General features: G+C 63.3%; 14 protein-coding genes. All 14 read right to left on the bottom strand.

Annotation, left to right across the window (positions count from 1 at the left end; all coding sequences use genetic code 11):
• Positions 1–5: 5 nt before the first annotated feature.
• Positions 6–1,646, bottom strand: coding sequence for an amidase family protein (locus G513_RS0105070; protein WP_022975737.1), 1,641 nt, complete (start codon positions 1,644–1,646; stop codon positions 6–8).
• A gap of 44 nt (positions 1,647–1,690) precedes the next feature.
• Positions 1,691–3,286, bottom strand: coding sequence for an amidase family protein (locus G513_RS0105065; RefSeq protein ID WP_022975736.1), 1,596 nt, complete (start codon positions 3,284–3,286; stop codon positions 1,691–1,693).
• Between the two features lie 8 nt (positions 3,287–3,294).
• The gene (locus tag G513_RS0105060) at positions 3,295–4,950 is read right to left on the bottom strand and encodes an amidase family protein (RefSeq protein ID WP_022975735.1); all 1,656 of its coding nucleotides are present in this window, start codon (positions 4,948–4,950) and stop codon (positions 3,295–3,297) included.
• A gap of 177 nt (positions 4,951–5,127) precedes the next feature.
• On the bottom strand, positions 5,128–6,558 hold the full coding sequence (locus G513_RS0105055; protein WP_169560510.1) for a tetratricopeptide repeat protein: 1,431 nt from the start codon (positions 6,556–6,558) through the stop codon (positions 5,128–5,130).
• A gap of 5 nt (positions 6,559–6,563) precedes the next feature.
• Entirely contained in the window at positions 6,564–7,262 is a 699-nt protein-coding gene (locus tag G513_RS24685) for an energy transducer TonB (RefSeq protein WP_022975733.1), read from the bottom strand.
• Between the two features lie 12 nt (positions 7,263–7,274).
• Positions 7,275–7,682: an ExbD/TolR family protein gene (locus tag G513_RS0105045; protein WP_022975732.1), complete on the bottom strand. Its 408-nt coding sequence runs from the start codon at positions 7,680–7,682 to the stop codon at positions 7,275–7,277.
• An 84-nt stretch (positions 7,683–7,766) separates the two neighbouring features.
• Positions 7,767–8,147 carry an ExbD/TolR family protein gene (locus G513_RS0105040; RefSeq protein ID WP_245563066.1) on the bottom strand — a complete coding sequence of 127 codons (381 nt, stop codon included), beginning with the start codon at positions 8,145–8,147 and terminating at the stop codon, positions 7,767–7,769.
• Between the two features lie 48 nt (positions 8,148–8,195).
• The gene (locus tag G513_RS0105035) at positions 8,196–8,720 is read right to left on the bottom strand and encodes a MotA/TolQ/ExbB proton channel family protein (RefSeq protein WP_022975730.1); all 525 of its coding nucleotides are present in this window, start codon (positions 8,718–8,720) and stop codon (positions 8,196–8,198) included.
• On the bottom strand, positions 8,713–10,101 hold the full coding sequence (locus G513_RS0105030) for a MotA/TolQ/ExbB proton channel family protein (protein ID WP_022975729.1): 1,389 nt from the start codon (positions 10,099–10,101) through the stop codon (positions 8,713–8,715). Before G513_RS0105030 ends, G513_RS0105035 begins: the two co-directional genes overlap by 8 nt.
• Positions 10,101–10,874 carry a DUF3450 domain-containing protein gene (locus G513_RS0105025; RefSeq protein ID WP_022975728.1) on the bottom strand — a complete coding sequence of 258 codons (774 nt, stop codon included), beginning with the start codon at positions 10,872–10,874 and terminating at the stop codon, positions 10,101–10,103. The genes G513_RS0105030 and G513_RS0105025 overlap by 1 nt, the downstream gene beginning before the upstream one ends.
• Before the next feature lie 85 nt (positions 10,875–10,959).
• Positions 10,960–13,863 (bottom strand): TonB-dependent receptor plug domain-containing protein, encoded by a 2,904-nt coding sequence (locus G513_RS0105020; protein ID WP_022975727.1) that lies wholly within the window; start codon positions 13,861–13,863, stop codon positions 10,960–10,962.
• A 115-nt stretch (positions 13,864–13,978) separates the two neighbouring features.
• Positions 13,979–16,957 carry a TonB-dependent siderophore receptor gene (locus G513_RS0105015; protein ID WP_022975726.1) on the bottom strand — a complete coding sequence of 993 codons (2,979 nt, stop codon included), beginning with the start codon at positions 16,955–16,957 and terminating at the stop codon, positions 13,979–13,981.
• Between the two features lie 324 nt (positions 16,958–17,281).
• Positions 17,282–18,277: a FecR family protein gene (locus G513_RS21445; RefSeq protein ID WP_169560507.1), complete on the bottom strand. Its 996-nt coding sequence runs from the start codon at positions 18,275–18,277 to the stop codon at positions 17,282–17,284.
• Positions 18,278–18,479: 202 nt separating this feature from the next.
• Positions 18,480–19,067: an RNA polymerase sigma factor gene (locus G513_RS21440; protein WP_022975724.1), complete on the bottom strand. Its 588-nt coding sequence runs from the start codon at positions 19,065–19,067 to the stop codon at positions 18,480–18,482.
• Between the last annotated feature and the right edge of the window lie 445 nt (positions 19,068–19,512).

The following is a 19,512-nucleotide window of genomic DNA, read 5'->3' as shown; positions in this document are numbered from 1 at the left end:
CGGGGTCAGTAGTTCAGAACGTCGCCCGGCATCGCCGGCGTGTGCTTCGGTTCAACCAAGGCATGAGTGGCCTGCTCGAAGTCATAGCCGTAGCCGAGCAGCTTCGGTTCGCTCCAGGCCGGGCCGAAGAACGAGATCGCCACCGGCAGTCCGCCCGGCGTCATGCCAGCTGGCACGATCAGATCCGGGTAGCCGGTCTCGTTGGCGAAGCTGGTGGCGCTGTCAGTGCCGGCGGAAGGCTGCGGCGGTTTGTCCGGCACGATCAGGGTCGCCGGCTTCGGCGAGGTCGGATAGACGATCGCGTCGACCTTGTACTTGACGAAGATCGCGTCGATGCCCGATCTCACCGCGGCGAGCTGCTCGTTCTTCACCGCCAGATAGGCGGGATCATCGAGCGTCTGCGCGATCGAGGCCGTGTACTTCAGCGCGTAGGCCTTGCCTGGTGACTGGTAGTTGGTCTTCGGGTCATTGGACTTGGCGACCACTTCATCGAAAGTCTTCGGGAAGCCCGGCTTGGTGGTCTTCAGGTACTGCGTGACCTGGGCCTTGAACTCGGTCGACACCAGTTGGTTGTAGATCGGCTGCTTGGCAGCGATCAGATAGTCCGGATACTTGACGTCGACCACCGTCGCGCCCAGCGCCTTGAGCTTGGCGACCGCGGCAGTCATCACCGCATCGACGCCATCGTCCTTGCCGGTGAAGTCCTTGGCAAAACCAATCCGCGCGCCTTTCAGCGAGCCGGCCTTCAGGAACCGCGTGTAGTCGGCCTCGATGTGGCCGGCGCTCTTGGCGGTAGCCGAGTCGGCCGAATCGACGCCGGTCATCACGGTCAGCGCAGTGGCGATGTCGTAGACGCTGCGTGCCATCGGGCCACCGGTGTCGAAGGAAAGCGCCAGCGGCACGATGCCGTCGCGGCTCATCAGGCCGTGGGTCGGCTTCAGACCGACGATGCCGTTGGCGGTTGACGGGCCGCGTACCGAACCACCGGTATCGGTGCCGAGACCGAACTGCGCGAACACTGCCGCGATCGCCGCACCGGTGCCGCCGCTGGAGCCGGACGGGCCGCGGGTCAGGTCATGCGGATTGCGCGTCTGGCCGCCCATCGAGCTTGAGCCATTCGGCACTGCGCCAAGCTTCAACACTTCGAGATCGGTGGCGCCGCTGACACTGCCGCCGCTGCCGGCCCATTCGGAAAGATTGACCTTGGCGACGATGATCGCGCCGGCCTCGCGCAGCTTCTTGACCACGTAGGCGTCGTCCGGCGGGATCGAGCCTTTCAGCAATTGCGAGCCGGCCGTGGTCGGCAGATCGAAGGTGTCGAAGTTGTCCTTGAGCACGATCGGCACGCCGTGCAGCGGGCCGCGAACCTTGCCGGCCTTGCGCTCGGCATCGAGCGCCTTGGCCACTTCGAGCGCCTTCGGATTCAGGGTGATCACGCTGTTGATCACCGGGCCCTGCTTGTCGTACGCGGCGATGCGCGCCAGGTAGGCCTTGGTGACCTGTTCGGCGCTGAGCTTGCCGGTCTTGTAGGCGGCCTGGAGGTCGGCGATGGTCGCGGTGGCGAGATTGATCGTCGCGGCCTCGGCGGACGACAGCGTGGCGATCATCAATACAGCGGCGATGGCGGACTTGCGGAGCTGCGTCATGGGAAGCGTTTTCCTGGAAGGACGGAGAAGTGGATGCGGGGAGTTCAGGGCGCGAGCGTTTCGCCGGCCAGAGCCGGAGTCAGCGCAGGCGCCTTGCGGTGATGGGTGGCGGCTTCGTAGCCGCTGGCGAGCTTGATCAGGGTCGGCTCGGTGAAGGGCTTGCCGAGGAACTGCACGGCGAACGGCATGCCGTCAGTCGCGAAGAAGCCGCCGGGCACGACGATCGTCGGCAGGCCGGTGTACGAGGCGATGGCGTTACGGTTCTCGCTGCGCGCGCCGGGCACCGCCGGTGGGTTCGGCGTGCGCTTGAAGTCGTCATCGAGCGCGGTGCGGTACGGCAGGATCAAGCTGTCGAGCTGGTACTTGTCGATCAGCCCGGTCAGCGCATCGCGCATCACCGTCTGGTGCTTCATCGCCGCAATCAGTTCCGGGCTGCGGTCAATCGAACCGTACTGCCAGGACTCGACGATGCGCGGCTTCACCAGCGCCCCGCCCTTGTCGATCATCTCGGCAACGTCGCGGATCGGCGCCGTCGGCGGGAGACCTGCGAGATAGGCATTGATCGCTGACGCCACTTCATAGCGCGGCGCATCGGCCAGCACCTGGCTTTCGACAAGGCCGATGCCGGTATCGACCGGATCGACGATGGTCGCGCCGGCCGCCTTGAAATCGGCAATCGCTTTCTCGAAGAGCGCTGTGCCTTCCTTGTGCATCGGCCCGCTGCGCACCATCTCGCGCAGCACGCCGAGACGCGCGCCCTTGAGGCCGGTCTTCGACACGAAGCTGGTGTAAGGCTGCTCGGGCAACTTGCCGAGGCTGGCCTGGGTGGCGAGATCGGCCGGGTCATAGCCGGCGATGACATCGAGCACGGCGGCGCAGTCGGCCACGCTGCGGCACATCGGCCCGCCGTTTTCCTGCGACGGGCTGCTCCACATCATGCCGGTGCGGCTGACCAGACCATGACTCGCCGAGATGCCGACCAGATTGGCCAGGGTGCTGGGGATGACGATCGAGCCAGTGGTATCGCTGCCCAGGCCCACCGTGCCGAACCAGGCGGCAACCGCCGAGCCGGTGCCGCTGCTCGAGCCACCCGTCGATTTCTTCGGGTTGTACGGGCTGACTACCGGGCCTTTCAGCGAACTGCCACCCGGTGCGGCAACGCCGTACCAGTCGGACTGGTTGAGCTTGGCAAGGATCACCACGCCGGCCTTGCGCAGGCGATCGATGACGAAGGAATCGCGCGACGGCTGCGAGGTCGCCATCGGCTTGAAGCCGCCGCTTGTGGGCATGTCCCTGGTGTCGTAGACATCCTTGGCAAGCACCACGATGCCGTGCAGTGGCGAGCGCGGGCCTTTCTCGTTGCGCTCCTTGTCGAGCGCTCTCGCTTCTTCGAGCGCGCGCTTGTTCAGGGTGATGACGCTGTTCAGCGCCGGCCCCTTGGCGTCATAGGCTTCGATGCGCGCGAGGTACAAGGTCACCAGTTTTTCAGAGGTGAGCGTGCCGGCGGCCATCGCCGCTTCCAGCTCGGCGATGCTCGCCGTCGCGAGGTCCAGCGCAGCCTGGGCCGGAAGGCTGACGGCAAACGTCAGCGCGCAAGCCGCAAGGATCGAATGACGCTGGTTGCGGATCATGAAGTTCATGGCCGGCCTCAACGCCACATCGCCAGACTGTCGGCGGGCAGCGGCGGTGTCGTCTTCGGCAACACGCGGGCCTTGGTGGCCTGCTCGAAGTCGTAGCCGTAGCCGAGCAGCTTCGGTTCGCTCCAGGCCGGGCCGAAGAACGAGATGGTCACCGGCAAGCCGGACGGCGTGACACCGGCCGGCACGATCAGATCCGGGTAGCCGGTTTCGTTGGCGAAGCTGGTGGCGCTGTCGGTGCCGGCACTCGGCATCGGCGGCTTGTCCGGCACGATCAGGGTCGCTGGCCGTGGCGAAGTCGGATAGACGATCGCGTCGAGCTTGTCGGTAGCGAACAGTGCATCGATGCCGGCCTTGATCGCCGGCAGCGCCTGGGTCTTGGCGGCGAGATAGCGCGGATCATCGAGCGCCAGCGCCACCGAGGCCGTGTACTTCAGCGCATAAGCCTTTTCCGGCGCGCGATAGTTGGTCTTCGGATCGTTCGACAGGGCGACCAGCTGATCGAAAGTCTTCGGATACGAGGGCCCGGTGGTCTTCAGGTAATCGGCGATCTGCGTCTTGAACTCGGACGACATCATCAGGATCAGCAGCGGCTGCTTGGCGGCCAGCAGGTAGTCCGGATACTTGATGTCGATGACCGTCGCGCCTTGCAGCTTGAGCATCGCGATGGCGCGCTCCATCACCTGATCGGTGCCGGCATCCTTGCCCATGAAGTCGCGGGCGATGCCGATGCGCGCGCCCTGCAGCGAGCCGCGCTTCAGATACTTCAGGTAATCCTTCTCGGCATGGCCTGCGCTTTTCGCGGTGGCGGCATCGGCCGGATCGACGCCAGCCATGACGCCCAGCGCCAGCGCCACGTCATAGACGCTGCGCGCCATCGGGCCGCCGGTGTCGAAACTCAGCGCCAGCGGAATGATGCCGTCGCGGCTCATCAGGCCGAGCGTGGGCTTGAGGCCGACGATGCCATTCGCCGATGAAGGCCCGCGCACCGAGCCGCCGGTGTCGGTGCCAAGACCGAACTGCGCGAAGCTTGCCGCGATCGCCGCACCGGTGCCGCCGCTGGAACCGGAGGGGCCGCGTGTGAGGTCATGCGGATTGCGCGTCTGGCCACCCATCGAGCTGCTGCCGTTGGGTACCGCGCCAGCCTTGAGCACGGCCGGATCGCTGGCACCGCCGACACTGCCGCCGCCGCCCGCCCATTCCGACAGATTGACCTTGGCCAGCACGATGACGCCGGCGTCGCGCAGCTTCTTGACCACGAAGGCATCGTCCGGCGGCAAGGAACCTTTCAACAGCTGACTGCCGCCGGTGGTGGGCAGATCCGCGGTATCGAAGTTGTCCTTGAGCACGATCGGAATGCCGTGCAACGGGCCGCGCAGCTTGCCGGCCTTGCGCTCGGCATCGAGCGTGCGCGCCAGCTCCAGCGCCTTGGGATTGAGGGTGATGACCGTGTTCAGGGTCGGGCCTTTCTTGTCGTAGGCCTCGATGCGGGCGAGATAGAGCTCGGTGAGCTTCTCGGCGCTGAGCTTGCCGGCGGCCATCGCCGTCTGCAGATCGGCGATCGTTGCCGACTCCAGTTCCATCGCGCCGGCCGGATGTGCTGCCGCCAGCGAGGTGCAGATCGCAAGCGCCAGTAGCGCGAGTTTCGGTTGGGTCTTCATGTCCATCGCTGCGACTCCTGTCTACTCGGCTGCTGGCCGGCTGTGGCCCGGACACAGCCGGGCCCTGCAGCGCGCCGGAGGGCGCGCCCGGTGATCGAAACGGGTGTTGCGGGCTGGCATTCGCCAGTCACGGTTCGCGTGACCGGCGATGGCGAGGCCTAGTGCTTGCTCATCGCATCTGCCTCAACCGGCTGTCTTGGCGGGTGCCGACGGTGCGGACGAACTGGTTGCCGATGGCACCGGCGGCGGCGCCTGCGTCGACAAGGAACGCAGCCATTCGCTGGCCTGGGCCTTGGTGTCTTCGAAGGCGATCGACTTCTGCAGCGCGGCGATTGCGCCCTTGACGTCGTTGGCGCCGTAGCTGGCCACCGCGATCCGGAACCAGGCTTCGCCCGGCTTCTTCAAGCCACCCTTCTCGAGCGCTCGTTCGAGCATTTCGCGGGAATCCTTCCAGCGCTCCTGATCGCCATACATCGCGCCGAGCCGGAAGTAGTACTCGCCGCGTTCGGCCATCGATGCCAGCTGCTTCAGCGTCGCTTCGGCCTTTTCGTTCTCGCGGGCATTGATCCAGGCGTTGGAGACCGATTCGAGATTCCTTTCGTCGAGCGGCAGCTTCTTGTCGGAGATCGCGGCGTCCATCAGCTGCGCCGCTTTCTGCGGCTCGCCGATGATCATGTAGGTGTTGTACAGATTGCGGATATCTTCCGGCGTAGCGAGCATGCCCTGCCGTTCGGCGAGCGCGAGCACCGCTGCAGCCTGAGTGCTGTCTTCCATCTGCAGCAGCACGCCTGCCAGTTGTTTCCAGTAGTCGGCCTTGCCGGCGTTCAGGGCGATCAGCTGCAGCAGCGTCTCCGCCGACGCCTTGTAATCCTTCTGCTCGTACAGCAGGCCGAGCTTGAACTGGATCCACGATTCCTTCGGCACCTTCGATTTGCCCAGCGCGGTATCGACTTCGGCGAGTGCTTCCGGAAAGCGCTTGCGCTCGGCGAGCGCGCTGGCCAGGAACACATGGGCATCCGGCGACACGACGCCGCAGGCCTTGGCCATGTAGTCCCTCAGCGCGTCGATGCCGAGATCGAACTGGCCGCTGGCGACATACAGCTGACCGAGGTTGAGACGCATCTGCTCGCTGTTCTGCATCGACAGCGAGTCGTAGGACAGCGCCTTGGCGAAGGCGCTGGCCGAACTGGCGAGATCGTTCTTGTCCGAGTAAGCGATACCCAGGTTGTAGTTGACCATCGCCTTGTCATAGTCCTCGCCCTTGTTGACGAGTTTCTTCAGCTTCTCGATCGCCAGGTCGGTCTTCTTCTCGCCGAGCATCACGGAAGCTTCCCGCATGTCGTCGATGACATCGTCGCTGAGATTCGGTGTGGCCTTCTGCTTCGAAGGCAGGCATTCGGTGCGCACACCTGCGGCGATCATCTCGGCTTCCTTTGCGGCCGCGATCTGGGCTGGCGTCTGCCGTGCCGGTGGCCGCTGTTGCGGAACCGGTGCGGTCTGCGCGATTGCCGTGCCGATGCTGGCCAGCCCGAAGGCGGCCAGCACGGCAAGGCGGCTGAATGCCGGCATCAACGAGCGGCGACCCGAAACTTCCATATGGCTAGCGTTCTTCATGGTCATTACTCCGCTGCGGTAAGGTCGAACTTGAAGGGCTGCACGCCGTGGAACTCCACGGGCTTGCCATCAACCACCTTCGGCTTGAAGCGCCACTTCTGCACGGCCGTGACGGCAGCCGCCTCGAACAAGCCCTTCGGCTTAGCTTCGATGACTCGGGCCTTGCGGACGCTGCCATCTGGATTGACGGTGACATCGACCAGTACCGTACCGCTGATGCCTGCCCGGCGAGCTTCGGCCGGATAGGTCGGCGGAATGCGCTGCAGCGGAATCAGATCGCTGTCCATCGAACCGGCCAGGCCGCCACCGCTGCCGGTGCCAGCGCCGGCGGACATGTTGGCCGACAGGCCGAGGTTGGTCGGAATGCCGATACCCGTCGACGGAGCCGCCGTATCGACGTCGATCTTCATCTTCGACGGCGGTGCTGGCTGCTTGGCCGGCGGCGGCGGTGGCGGCTTGCGCCGTTCGTTCTGCTCCGGTGCGCTGTCACGCTTCAGGCGCACGAAATCGATGGTCGGCAGGTTCTCTATCTTGTCGACGCCGTGGCCGCTGACGTGGATCACCGCGTACATCAGCCAGAAGAACAGCAGCGAAGTGATGATCGACATGCACAGCGCGGTCAGCCAACGAGTGCCGAAACTGGCCTTCGGCAGATTGATCTCGAACTCGGAAGAAAGAATCGGGGTGGGACTTGCGGTCTGCATGATGGTTCTCCGTCAGGCCGGCGGTGCAGCAGCAATGGAGACGTCACCGACACCGCCGAGCTTCACCTGATCCATGACCTTGGTCAGCACGCCAGTCTGCGAGTCCTTGTCGGCGATGATCACCACGGTGTCATCTGGCCGCTCGATGTGGAGACGTTCGATGGCATTGCGGATCTCGCCGACGCCGACGCGGCGCTTGTCCATCCAGATGTCTCCATTCGGACGGATCGCGATCAGGATGTTGCCGCTGTCCTTGTGCTCGGCGGTGAGCGCCTGCGGGCGGGTCACCTGAATGCCGGATTCCTTCACGAAGGACGTGGTGATGATGAAAAAGATCAGCAGGTTGAGCACGAAGTCGAGCATCGGTGCGAGATCGATGCCGGTTTCTTCGGACTCTTCGACGTGTCGTCTGGACATCATGGCGCTGAGACTCCGTAGCGGGTGTGGCGTGTACTGATGTGTGGGACTTCTGGTTCTGGGCGGCTTGCGGGCTGGCTGTGGGAGCTAGCTCTTGGTCGGCGCGATCGATACCGCCATCACGCCGCCTTGGCGGACCTGATCGATGACGTCGACCAGGATGCCGGTGGCGGAACCCGGATCGGCAGCAACGACCACCGCGTCATCCGGCTTCTGGGCGTGCAGGCTTTCGATCTTGGCGCGCACCGAACGCTGGTCGACCACCTTGTGATCGATGGTGATTTCGCCGTCGGCCGCAATCAGGATGACGATGCTGCTCGACTCGCTCTTCTCCGCTGCCGAGGAATTCGGCCGGCTGACGTTGATGCCGACTTCCTTCAGGAACACGGCGGTGATGATGAAAAAGATCAGCAGGTTGAGCACGAAATCGAGCATCGGCGCGAGATCGATGCCGGTGCTGTCATCCATTCCGATTTCTTTGCGATGGCGCTGGCGCATGGCTTAGGGCTTTCCGAATCAGAACGTGAACTGATCCGCCAGCCGCTCGGTTTCCCGGGCGACGCGGCGGCGAAAATAGAAGCTCGGATAAAGGCCGGTGATGCTCACTGCGAGGCCGGTCAGCGTGCAGATCATGGCTTCCGACACACCGTTGGCCATCGAACGCGCATCAGCCGAACCCTGGGCTGCCATCACATCGAAGACCGCGAGCATGCCGGTGACCGTACCGAGCAGGCCGAGCAGCGGGCATAGCGGCACCAGCACCCGAAGCAGCAGCAGATTGGTCGACATGCCGGCGTTGAGCCGCGAGATCATCGCCTTGCGAACCTGATGAGCCCGCCAGCTGGAATGCTCGCTGCGAGCATGCCAGGCGGCCAGCAGGCTCTTGGACTGCTTCGGCAGCACGCCGAAGAAGTACCAGGAGCGTTCCAGCACGATCGACCACATGACCACGCAGGCTGTGAAGATCACGGCGACCACTTGACCGCCGAGACTCATCATCGAGGTGAAAGCGGACAGCGGTGCCAGGATCAGTTCAAGCACGGCGGGCTTCCTCCTTCTCGAGGATGCCGGCCAGCAAGCCGGTGCTCTGCTCGTCCAGCACCTGCAGGATGGCCTTGGAGATCGAGGTCAGCCAGGCATTGGCGAACAGCAGCGGGATGGCGATGCCGAGGCCGAGCACCGTTGCGATCATGGCCTGCGAGATACCCGCGGCCATCAGCTTCGGATCACTGGAGCCGGACTCGGTGATGCTCTGGAAGGTGATGATCATGCCGACCACGGTGCCGATCAGGCCGAGCAGCGGACCCGCTGCGATCGCCAGTCGCAGGAAGGCCTGGAAGCGTTCGAGCTTCGGAACTTCCTTGAGCACCGCTTCGGAAATGCGCAGCTCGACGATCTCGGCATCTTCCTCGAGCTTCTTGGCGCTGCCCCCGGTGAACGAGGCGAGCACGCGGCCCAGCGGGTTGTCGAGCTTCGGCACGTTCACCGACTTCAGCTGCTTGAGCACCTTGGCGCGGACCTGCATCAGATAGCCGAACTGGAAGATCGCCAGCGCTGCACCGATAAAACCGACCAGAAGAATCACGTAGCCGATCGACTCGCCCTTCTCGATGCGTTCCATCAGATCAGGCCGCAGCGAGTAGATGGTCAGCAGCACACCGCGGGTCGGATCGAGCACCGTCTTGGCGTAGCCCGACGTGGCGTTCTGCAGGGTCTTGGCCGCGTCCTGGAACTTCTCGTCCGGCTGCCGCGCCATGATCGCCAGCGATTTCTCGGACGGCAGATAAGCGAGGAACTTGCCGTTGGTCATCGCATTGAACGGACCGACGCGAACCACGGTGGCATCAACCGGCGCGCCGCCCGGCGTCACCACCTTGGTGTTGAAGCGCACGACCTTGCCGCTCTCGGTCATTTCCCGCTGCAGCTCGAACCAGAAGCGCTCGAGCGTGGCGATCGACGGGATGGCCTTGGTCGCCGACAGCGTGGTCATGAAGTCTTCGCGCTCCGGATACTGCGCGGAGATCATCGACATGCGAACCACCGAGGAGAAATCGTTCGACACCTGACGAACCACGCCGAACAGTTCGCCGAGGTTGCCGCTGCGCGATTCCAGCTGCGCCTGCAGCTCGCCGATCTTCTTCTCGTTGGCGTCGAAGGCTGCCGCCAGATCGGTGCCGCGCTTGCGCTGTTTGTTCAGCTCGGCCTGGGCTTCGGCCATCAGCGACGACTGCTTGTCGACTTCGGCCTTGAACTTCGCTTCGCGCTCTGCGTTCAGCTGTTCTTCGCGCTGGCGAACGGTCTTGGTCTGCTCGAGCAGTTCATCGAGCGTGGCAGGTGCCGCCTGAGCGCTCGCTGCCAGCAGCACACCCAGGCTCAACGAGGCCGTGACGAAGACGGACGCAATCAAATTCGTGCGGAACATTACTTGGCCTCCATGGGTGCATGCACAGGAACAACGAGGAAATCGGGAGCGGACTGCTTCTTGGCGATCTTCAGACCAGCCTTGGCTTCATGTTCGTAGCTGTTGTCGACCTTCCAGCCCTTCGAGTCGGCATCCCAGAAGCCGGTCTCCTTGCCATCGAGCGTCTGATAGAGCAATGCGACGCGTCCGGCGCGAATGAAGTCGACGGTCTTGTCGTCGACCTTGCCCGAGTAGGCTTCCAGGGTGCGGCCATACTCCATTTCGATCTGGTAGCCCTCGACGATGCGGCGATACTTCTCGGAAACCGAGATGTCGGCGCGGCCCATCATTTCCTTCAAGCCGGCGATGCGCTTGGCGCGCTCGTCCGGGAGAAATGGAGTGTCGAGCTTCACGAAGCTGTCGAGCGTGGCGAGCATGTTCGACATCAGCGGTGTCACTTCACGCGCCGTCTTGTCGATCTCCGCCAGCTGTCCGTTGAGTGCCGCGATCTCTTCGTCCTGAGATGCGGTCTGGACGCCGAGCTGATCGTTGTAGTCCTTCAGGCTGCTGGTTTCGGTCAGCGCCTGACGATAGTTGGCGACGATGCCGACCACGGCGTCGTCCATCTGGTCGATGCGCTTCTGCGAGTTCTTGCCCGATTCCTCGGCTTTCGACTGCTCACCGATCGCGGCCTTGACCGGTGCGTCGGCAGCGATGGCGAAATCGCCGAGATAGAGGGCGCACAGCAATACCGCAGCGGTCGTTCCCGTCAGCTTCTTCATGTTGATGCTCATGGTTTCACCTGCCTTGTTCGTGTCCTGGCGCCGCAGCCGGAAAGCTGCAGCAGTTGATGGTGTGGCGTCGCTTTATCGGTCTTCATCAGTAGTCCAGCTTGGCCTGGAACTGGATTGCAGTTCCCGGCATCACCGAAACGAGATTGACGTTGGTATCGCCGGTGCCGGCGCGGAAGTAGCGCTTGTCGAGCACGTTGAAGCCGCTGAGCTTCAGATGGAGACGGTTATGGTCGTAGGTGAAGCCGGTGTTCATCGTGAAGGACATCGGCAGCTCTACCGTCTTGGTGCGATCCAGATAGAAAGCGGAGAAGCGCTGACCATCGACGTGCACACCGAAACCGGCCGGCAGCTTGTAGTCGATGTTCACGCCGGCCTGATAGCGCGGCTCGCCGACACGATCGAGATAGAGCTGACCAAGGTCGGCTGGCAGCACCAGCTGGACGCGACCGCCGTAGACGAAGGCTTCAGCCGGATAGAGCACCGAGCCATCGGCAGCGAGAATGTCCTGGAAGCCGAGCTGGCGACCGGTCAGCTGCAGCTGCGAGTTGGTGTTGAAAACATACTTCTGATGCTGGCCGACGGCGTAGAAGCCGACGTGGAGCTTGCGGGTCGGATTGGCGTCGATCTGCATTTCGAGGCCACGCGTCTTGGTCGCCGAGGAATCGGCACCGGCGGTCGGGTCGCTGGGATTGGAGACGTCACTGCGCAGCTGCCGGTACATCGCCACCGAGGCGAACAGCTTGCCTCGGAACCAGTTGCCCTTGATGCCGGCTTCGCTCAGCTTCGAGCGGCCGATGTGACCACCCGGCGCCGTGACGATCGTGTTCTGCACGATGTTGTTCGAGGCATCGAGAATCACGGAAGCATCGGCAATGGTGAAATACGGACGAATGCCGAACGGCAGCTGATGGGAAAGACTGATGCTCCAGGTCTTGCCATCGTCCCAGGCCGGGCCGTAGTCGCAGCGGCCGGATTGCAGTTCAGGCACCAGCGTCGTCGACCCTGCGATGTAGGCGGAGGTCAGCGCATTGCCGCCCGACGCTGGCAGCGCACAGGAGTTGGCCAGCGAAGGTGCTTGCTGGTTGTTGTGGGCGTATTCGATGTCGCGCGCCGTCGAGCCATCCCAGCGTCCGCCCAAGGTCAGATTGGTGTTCTTGAAAATGTTGATGTCGAACATGAAACCGGCACCGAACTCGTCGTAGACGCTGCGCCGCTCGGCTTCGGCCGGAGCGCCGGTCAGCCACGATGGATCGTTGAGCTGGTTGGCGAACTTGGTGTTCGGGTAGTGCTGGCCGTCGCCGTACTGCGGATCGCCACGCAGCACGTCCTGGCGGTAATCGAAGTCGCCGCTGGAGCTGCGGATATAGCCACCGGTGCGCCGGTAGCTGATCGAGCTCAAGGTGTTGACGTCGACCCAGCCCGGCAGCCACTTCTCCGGCAGACGCCGGGTGACGGTGAATTTCTCTTCGAAACGATGGATGCCCTGCTTCTCGCCGTAAGGCAGATAGGAATCCTTGTAGGTGTCGAGGTTGTCCGAGAAGGTCTGGATCTTCATCGTGAAGTCCGGATCCGTGTCATAGACCAGATCGAACCAGGCCAGACCGACGTTGGCGTTCTGCAGCCGCTCGTAGGAGCCGTTGCGGCGGTAATCCACTTCCGCGAAGCCGGTCGTGGTCGGATCGAGGAAGAAGCCGAGCGGCAGCGATCCGGATGCTGGCGTCACGCCCTTGCCGAGCGCGGCCGCGGCACGCAGGGCACCGGTCGGATCCTTGTTCGGATTGGCGATCAGGTAGGCGTTCAGCGAATCCGGAATACCAGCCTGCACCGGGAAATGACCTGGCAAGCACCAGCCACCCGGACCGGCGAATTTCGGATCGGCACCCGGCGCTGCACCAGTGCCCGAGCACTTCGGCCAGGTGAAGCGTTGATCGAGTGGACGATTGGCGGCACTGACATTGCCGTTAACCGGCGAATTCGCATGCTGCTCGCGCTGGCCGACGAAGCCATCACCGGCTCCATCCTTGTTGACGCCAGCACCGGCATCGAGATTGACCAGCGGGCTGCCGCGCACATAGGTGCCGTTATCGATCAGGCTCTGGGTGACGCGGTTCATGTAACCGCCAGAGGTCTGCGAGTTCTGGATCTGGACGCCGCTTTCAACGCGGAACATGCCGACGTTGTTGAGGCTCAGCGCCGACTGCAGCAAGCGCTGGCGAACGTTGACCTGGCGCACGTAGGTGCCGGAATTCTCGACCAGGCCGTAGGTGTAGAAGCCACCCTGCTTGCCGGCGATATCGACCGGGCCGCCGACGCCGGTGGTCGCTTCGAGCTTCTCGAAGGAACCGGTGACGCCCTGCACGAAGCCGTTCAGATCGCTGAGATAAGTGCCGTTCTTCGCCTTGCCGCCGGAGCGCGGCGTCTGGTCGACATAACCACCGATGCGGCCGAGGCCGTAGATCGGCGGTGCGGCGCCCTTGACGATTTCCATCGACGACAGCGACGACAGATCGGTGCGGTAATGGCCCTGCGCCGTGATGCGCTTCATGCCGCGCCAGTAAACGTCGGCCGGAATGCCGCGGACGTTGATGCCGCCCTGCAGGCCGTAGCGCGTGGTCGTGTAGGTGCCGGGCACGGCGCGAACGATGTCCTCGATCGCGTTGATGCCGAGCAGGTTCAGCGTGTCTTCGTTGATCAGCGAAACCGCGCGCGGCGTTTCCAGCAAGGGCTTGGCGAAGCCACCACCGCCGACGGCCTCGCTGGCGATCGATGGAATGGCGCTGGCGTTGACGACCATGTCGCTGAGTACCGAGGCCTCGGCAGGCGCAGCACCTTCCGTGGCGGCCGGTGTGCCTTGCGTGGCCGGCGGCGGTGCCGGTGTCTGGGCGTAAGCCATTCCGGTCGGAACCAGGATGGCGAGGGCGGCGGTCAGATCCTTCGTGGCGTCACGAAGTTTCCGGCCGGATTTCCGAAGCTTTCTGCGGCTGCTCATGGCGTTCCCCGTGGATGTCAGTTGGGCGCCGTCCACATCCCTTTGTGGTACGGCGTCCCTGCTCATGTGACGGGAACGCTGCGGGCTACCCTACCCCGCGAGTTGTGGAGATGAATTAGAAATCACGTCTCACGGTGAACTGGAAACGACGCCCCGGAAGTGCCGACACCGGCAGATCGGCCAGCGTGTCGCCATTGCGCGCACGGAAGTAGCGTTGATTGGTGAAATTGAAGACGTCGGCCTTCAGGTGCCACTTGTGCCATTCGCGAAATACACCGGCATTGAACACGCGTGCTTCAGGCAGTTCCGTGAGCTGCAGGCGGCCGGCGGAGACGCTGGATAGATAGTTGCCGCTCAGCGTGAAACCGAAACCGGGGCTCACCAACACTTGCGTGGTGAGGCCGAGTTGAGTGTTCGGATTGCCCTGCTTCTCCCTGTAGTACTCCACACCAGCCGGCAAGGCGACGAAGGCGCGGCCGCCGTACAGGAACGCTTCGGCGGGATACACGACCTGTCCAGTCGCCGGATCGATGACGTCCTTGAAGCCCAGCGCACGGGCGTCGACCTGGATGTTGCCGCCACGGTTCGGCGTGTAATAGGTCTTCTGATTGAGCGCGTACAAGGTCATCAGGAAATTGCGCGTCGGCACCCACTTCAATTCACTTTCCCAGCCGCGTGTACGGGTGCCAGCCACTTCGCTGTTGGCCAGACTGGGATCGCCGATGCTGTCGATGCTGACGCGGCGCTGCTCGTAAGCGGCGCTGGTGAAGAACAGCGAGCGTTCGAGCAGGCTGGCCTTGATGCCGAATTCGATGAACCGCGAAGCACCGATATGACCGAGGCCGATCTGGGTGTTGCTGAGGCGATTGATGTTGTTGTCGAGCGTCAGGCTGGAATGCGCATAGGTGGCATACGGCACGATCCGGCCCGGCAGCCGCTGCGACAGACTCACACTCCACGAAGTGCCATCGTCCCAGCCCTTGGCAGAGACATCGCTGGGCGCGAAGACACCCGGGTTCGCCGAGGTGCCGCGAATGGCATCGAGCGTGCCGCCGTATTCGACATTGCTGGCCTTCGAGCCATCGAAGCGGTAGCCGACCAGCAGGTTGGTGCCGGTCGAGAAATCGATGTCGAACAGTGCTGCGGCGCCCATCTCCGAGAACTTGGTCTTGCCGTGCACGGTGTATGGGAAGCCATCATTGTTGATGTCGGCATTGGCGGTGCAGACGGCGAATGTGGTGTTCGGCGTCATGCCGCCGTTGCTGTCGTTCCAGGTGCTGGCAGTGGCATCGGTGCGGTTGTTGCTGTAATCACCGAAGCACTGCGAGACCGGCGCATAAGTGCTGCGGTAGTTCAGCGAGCCGAGCATGTTGATGCCGATCCACGACGGCAGATTCTTCAGCCGCCGCGTCACCGTCAGCTTGTCTTCCCAGATGCGCGGATTCTGATCGGTACCGAACGGCTGTTCGGATTCCTTGTACTGATCCATCGAATCGAAGAACAGCTGGTTCTTGATCGTGAAGTCCGGATCGTCGTCGTTGATCAGATCGATGTAGCCGGTCGCGAGATCAGCCTCCAGGCGCTTCTCGTACGCGGAAAAACGGCGGATATCGAGCTTGCCGTAGCCGGTGGTGCGCGGATCGAGCGCCATGCCGATCGGCACCGAACCGGACATCGGCTTCGGGCCACCGACACCCTGGGCACGCAGCAGGCCGCCTGGGTCGGCTTCCGGATGGGCGGTCAGGTAATCGAACAAGGTCTGCGGAATGCCGCTGACCTTGGCGAACTGATCGAGCCGCAATGGCTTGCCGGACTCGTCGTACTGCCAGGCAAAGGTCTGCGACAGCGGCTGATTGGCCGAGCTGAGATTGCCGACCACCGGCGAACCGCGCTGCAACTCCAGATAGCCGATCCGGCCATTGTTGTTGGCATCGAGATTGACCAGCGGAACGCCCTGCACGTAGCGGCCGGTATCGGCAACGCTCTGGGTGAATCGGCCGATCAGCGCGCCAGCAGTCATCGCGCGTTGCAGGCTGACACCGGACTCCAGCCGGAAGCGTCCGGCGAAGCGGTTCAGGCTGGTCGATACCTGCAGTAGCTGGGCATCGTTGGGCACGCCGCGCGCATAGGCATTGGCATCCGAAATCGCACCGAACACCGCATAACCGCCCTGGCGATTGCCGATGTTGATCGGACCATTGACGCCGAAGCTGACCTCGCGGTGCTCGTAACTGCCGGCGATCAGCTGCACGAAACCGTGATCGTCGAGGCCGTGTTCGCCCTCACCGATCCGCGAGGTTCGTGGCCGCACGTTGGTATAGCCGCCGACCTTGCCCATGCCGTAGATCGGCGAAGGCGGGCCGCGCACGACCTCGATCGAATCGTTCGCCGACAACACACTGTTAACATGACCCTGCAGGTACAGCCGCTTCATGCCGCGAAAGAAGGTATCGGCTGGCACCGAGCGCACGTCGATGCCGCCCTGAATGCCGAAGCGGGATGGCGTGAACGCGCCGGGCACCACGCGGACCAGATCCTCGACCGAGGACAGGCCGAACAGATCGATGGTTTCCTTGCTGATGAACGACACCGAGCGCGGCGTATCGAGCAACTGCTTGTCGAAACCGAATGCCGAGTTGCTGGTTTCCTTCGGCAAGGTGCGGCGCACGTCGCGGACATTGACCGGGCCCAGTTGGACCGTCTGTATGCGGCGCTCCGCGGCACCACCATCGGCCTCAGGCATGGCAGCGCTGTCCGACGCCTGGTTCGTACCGGAAAGGATCACCACGGTCTGCGCATTGGCGAACAGCACCCGCAGGCCGCTGCCTGCCAGCAGCTGGAGCAGCGCCTCATCGGCGCTGAGGCGTCCGGACAGGGCCTCGGTTCGATGGCCCTCGGTGATGCCGTGCGGATAGACGACCTGCAGGCCGCTCTGCTCGCCGAAGCGATCCAGCGCATCGGAGAGCGATGACGGCGCGATGTCATAGGCGCTGACCGTCGCCCGCGCCGATTCGATCGGTACGGCATCGTCGAACGCCATCGTCGAGGTCGAGAAAACCACCAGCGACGCGGTCAGAGACGCGCGAAAAGCCAAACGCCAGCCCCTCCGTCGACACCGCCACCTGTGCATGAGATTCGCCTGGTACCCGAGCAAGACATCCATCGAATGCGACGAATGCAGCCAAGGACCGCCCTACCTCCCTCCACATACCGGACATTCGGTTTGCGGATCGGCTGCGGCAGGACAATGCCTAAGAGCCTGCCGGACCGCAGGCACCCTACGTGTCGCCGATGAACGGCGGCACGCTAGTTTCAAGTCGGAGAGAAACGAGCGGTCTGTGCGTGATCTGACGCACACTTCATGCCACGGGAATCAGCGTCCAGCAGCCGCCGCGTGGTGCGGCGCCGTGCCGCGATATCAGTTGCTGCGGCTTCGAAGCAGGATTTCCCCACCCCGTTCATCAGCGCTGATCGGCAAGGTCTGCAGCAGCGCTGAAACCACCAGATCGCTGTCGCCGGCGATGAAATTGCCGCTGACCGGCAGCACTGCCAGCGACTGATCATCGAGACGGATCGGCCGATCGACGTAGCGATTGACCTCGGCCAGCGCCTCGGACAACGGCGTGCCGTGAAACACCAGGCGGCCGCGTTCCCAGCCGGTCACTGCCTGAACATCGACCACCTGCTTGCTCCAGGCACGTGGCTCCACTGCGTAACTCAATTGCTCGCCCGGCTGCAGCAACTCGGCCTGACCATCGAGATTGCCGAGACCAGTAACCGAAACAGAACCTTCGGTAAGCGTGACGGCAACCGAATCATTGTGATGATCGACCTGGAAGCGCGTGCCCAGCGCCACCGTGCGGCCGGCGCCGGCAACCACCGAGAACGGCCGCGCCGAATCGTGTGCAACCTGGAAAAGCGCCCGCCCGCGCAACAGCACGACGCGGCGCTCGGCGGCGGTCATCTCCACTTCGATGGCGCTGTTGACATCGAGCTCGATCGTCGAACCGTCATCGAGCGTCAGGCTGCGGCGGCCATCGGCAGCATCGGCACTGGCGTACATCGACACGCCGGCAGATGGTCGCAGCACAGTCACGGCAGTGACGAACATGCCGACGGCGGCGACACTCGCGGCAAGCGCCATCGGCAGCCAGCGACGATAGTCACGACGCGGCGCGGCACTGTCTGCAAACGCAGCATCGGCCATCGCCAGCAGTTCCGCGTTATCGGTGGCGAGCTGGTTGAAGCCCTGGTCGACACGATCAACCATCGTCCAGGCACGCGCATGCGCCGGGCTGCGCGAGCGCCAGGATTCAAATGCTTTTCGCTCCTCCGCCGTGCACTCCGGCGACGCCAGACGAGCAGCCCAATGGGCGCTCTCGTCCAGCAATTGTCTTTCTTGTTGGCTGTTCATCGTCCAATTCTGCCATTGCCCGAGGGCAACGGCGATTCCGGCCGATATTCTGGCCATTTCACCGCGATCCGAGCCGACGACTCCTTTGTCAGGGTCCGGGCCAATAGCTGTCTGCTGGTATCCGCAGATTCTCCGGAAAGCGTGTGACTACCGGAGCGATTCCGTCATCGAACGGTCGCTCCAACGCGTCGTTGCAACCGGGCTACATTCTCTTAGACGGATGGCGATCGTTTTCACCTACCTTCTTCATGCACACGGCCAGCGCGTGGCTGATGTGCTTCTCCACCATCTTGACGCTGATGCCGCAGTGTTTGGCTATCTCCGGATAGGTCATGTGCTTGACCCGGCTCAGCAGAAACACCTGCTGACACTTCGCAGGCAGTTGCCGGATCGCCACCAGCAGCGTCGCCAGATCCTCGCAGCCGGCAATCTGCCGCTCCGCGGAGGGCTCGTGAGACGCCAGTTCGTGATCATCGATGTTGCATTGATCGCTGACCCGTCGCGACTGATCGGCGCGGGCAAAGTCATTGGCGACATTGGTTGCGATGCGAAACAGCAGTGACGACGGCGAATGGATATCGCGTGCGCCCTCGTAATGCATCATGCGGACGTACGCTTCCTGCGCAACGTCATTGGCATCTTCCGGCGTTCTCATCCGGCGCCGCAGGAAATTGACCAGCGCGCCGTGGTTTTCGCGGATCACCGCGTCCACTGAAAGCGCAGGCCGGACATTCTCCTCAACGGCCGATGTGAACGTCGTCGTAGCAGCCGCCAGCGAAAAAATTCCCATAGCTGTTCGCCCTGTTCACCGCCACCGAAATGGCACCCGGAGGTTCCGAAAGAACGCTCCGCCCCTTGTGCCTGACAGGGACTAAGCAAGCGATATGCCATGTTCGCAGCAGCGTGCCGACCGATTGTTCTAGACATGACCGATCGATGGCAAAAAAATGACTGCAGATCAGCAACCTGTCTTGAGAAAAAATTTCGAGTCGATTCAGGTGAAGTTGATTTCAGCGCAGTCGAACAGGGTCCGCGCGGTCATCCGAAGACCCGGCATGGGCAACAACGATCACGGCAATGGTGCAGCGCAACCGTGATCCTGCTCACTTTTGGTGTTCGCAATCGGGCCGCGGCGAAGCGTCATCGCTCGCTGGACGGAGAAATGGCGCCGTTCGTTCGGAGCCCTCCACCCGCGGACAGTCTTTGGCTTCCTAATCGCCCTGCGCTATCCGGCG

The sequence above is a fragment of the Nevskia ramosa DSM 11499 genome, assembly GCF_000420645.1.
GTDB lineage: Bacteria > Pseudomonadota > Gammaproteobacteria > Nevskiales > Nevskiaceae > Nevskia > Nevskia ramosa.
The sequence above is the reverse complement of the archived record's forward strand: the minus strand, read 5'-3'. Positions and strand labels throughout refer to the sequence as shown.

Bases quoted from the DNA above. Each gene is read 5' to 3' on its own strand.
- G513_RS0105055 (WP_169560510.1), bottom strand. From the start codon at position 6,558: ATGAAGAACGCTAGCCATATGGAAGTTTCGGGTCGCCGCTCGTTGATG.
- G513_RS0105025 (WP_022975728.1), bottom strand. From the start codon at position 10,874: ATGAGCATCAACATGAAGAAGCTGACGGGAACGACCGCTGCGGTATTG.
- G513_RS0105045 (WP_022975732.1), bottom strand. From the start codon at position 7,682: ATGATGTCCAGACGACACGTCGAAGAGTCCGAAGAAACCGGCATCGAT.
- G513_RS0105070 (WP_022975737.1), bottom strand. From the start codon at position 1,646: ATGACGCAGCTCCGCAAGTCCGCCATCGCCGCTGTATTGATGATCGCC.
- G513_RS0105040 (WP_245563066.1), bottom strand. From the start codon at position 8,147: ATGGATGACAGCACCGGCATCGATCTCGCGCCGATGCTCGATTTCGTG.
- G513_RS0105060 (WP_022975735.1), bottom strand. From the start codon at position 4,950: ATGGACATGAAGACCCAACCGAAACTCGCGCTACTGGCGCTTGCGATC.
- G513_RS21440 (WP_022975724.1), bottom strand. From the start codon at position 19,067: ATGGGAATTTTTTCGCTGGCGGCTGCTACGACGACGTTCACATCGGCC.
- G513_RS0105030 (WP_022975729.1), bottom strand. From the start codon at position 10,101: ATGTTCCGCACGAATTTGATTGCGTCCGTCTTCGTCACGGCCTCGTTG.
- G513_RS0105020 (WP_022975727.1), bottom strand. From the start codon at position 13,863: ATGAGCAGCCGCAGAAAGCTTCGGAAATCCGGCCGGAAACTTCGTGAC.
- G513_RS21445 (WP_169560507.1), bottom strand. From the start codon at position 18,277: ATGAACAGCCAACAAGAAAGACAATTGCTGGACGAGAGCGCCCATTGG.
- G513_RS0105065 (WP_022975736.1), bottom strand. From the start codon at position 3,286: ATGAACTTCATGATCCGCAACCAGCGTCATTCGATCCTTGCGGCTTGC.
- G513_RS24685 (WP_022975733.1), bottom strand. From the start codon at position 7,262: ATGCAGACCGCAAGTCCCACCCCGATTCTTTCTTCCGAGTTCGAGATC.